Below are 1,139 nucleotides of genomic sequence, written 5' to 3'. Positions count from 1 at the left end.
CTTCTGTGCCCGTTTTTTTATGCTTTTTCACGTTTCATACAGTTTTTCCTTTTATGATAGTTTCTTTATCTTATAGGATTGTTCTATTCTCCTCTGGTTGATCTACCGTTATTGTGAATGAATTTCACTCTTAATCCATAGCTTTTTCTCTTGTTTTTATGAAATGTTTCTATTGTGCGGGGATCGTGGTTTCCTTTGAAAATATTGTGCTAATAAAAATATAACTATTTGATTTATAATTATTTATTCCTAATACAGTTCTGTTTTTTCATTTCAGGTTTATGCATGCATCGTTAAAAAATCCTGGGTTTGTGCTTCATAAGGTGAGAGGTCACTACGGTTTTTATGAACCAACGCAATCATTAAAAGTCAGTAGTTAAGAAGAGTCAGTAGTTAAGAGTTAGTACCTATTGAGCGTTGGAAAGACAGAGTTGAAAAGAGCATGATGGGGCTGGTTTGTTTTTTATGAATAAGATGCTGGTATTTCAAGCTTTTGCATAGGAGAATAAGCATCTCTCTGTTTCGTTGATCTCTGAAATGGGGAGACTGCTCCATTTGAGAAGCTTAAAGATAAAAGCTAATTTTTCGCCTTGCTCTCATCTTTTTTTCGGTAAGCTCATCACCTAAACTGGAGCCAAACCCATATTGTTATACTCAAGTTCTGTTTGTTGCCTATATTGTGACAGAAAATTCTTGAGTGGGGAGCCATTTTTGAACTAAGGGGACCATGACAGTTAGCCGAAAAAAATCATGACAAGACAGTAGACGTGCTTGTGTTAGAATTTTTAATGCTTCTGATGATAAAGGCACGCGAAATTCTGTTGTAGCCTCATGCCTTCTTTTCATATTTTCGAGCCAAGGATTTTCCATATATTCTCTTCAACTTGACCTTTATGCATAGAACATAAGGGAATTGGGAGGGTGGAAATTGGGAGGGTGGAAATTGGGAGGCAGGGTATTGGGAGGCAGGGAATTGGGAGGGTGGAAATTGGGAGGCAGGGAATTGGAAGGCAGGGAATTGGGAGGGTGGAAATTGGGAGGCAGGGCATTGAGAGGCAGGGCATTGGGAGGGTGGAAATTGGGAGGCAGGGCATTGAGAGGCAGGGCATTGGGAAGGTGAGAGGAGCCGGCTTGCTTTT

At 39.8% G+C, this 1,139-nt stretch carries 1 protein-coding gene and 1 pseudogene; one reads left to right on the top strand and one right to left on the bottom strand.

The window, feature by feature from the left end; all coding sequences use genetic code 11:
• Positions 1–741 precede the first annotated feature (741 nt).
• Positions 742–911: pseudogene (locus tag ACFIL8_RS10695) on the bottom strand (integrase); the annotation flags it as partial.
• 17 nt (positions 912–928) lie between these two features.
• Here ACFIL8_RS10695 and ACFIL8_RS10690 point away from each other — a divergent pair.
• Complete coding sequence (locus tag ACFIL8_RS10690) at positions 929–1,120, top strand: hypothetical protein (protein WP_375689755.1); 192 nt, start codon at positions 929–931, stop codon at positions 1,118–1,120.
• Positions 1,121–1,139: the final 19 nt, after the last annotated feature.

It is taken from the genome of Bartonella sp. AP57NXGY, from assembly GCF_042195805.1.
Taxonomy (GTDB): domain Bacteria; phylum Pseudomonadota; class Alphaproteobacteria; order Rhizobiales; family Rhizobiaceae; genus Bartonella.
The sequence above is the reverse complement of the archived record's forward strand: the minus strand, read 5'-3'. Positions and strand labels throughout refer to the sequence as shown.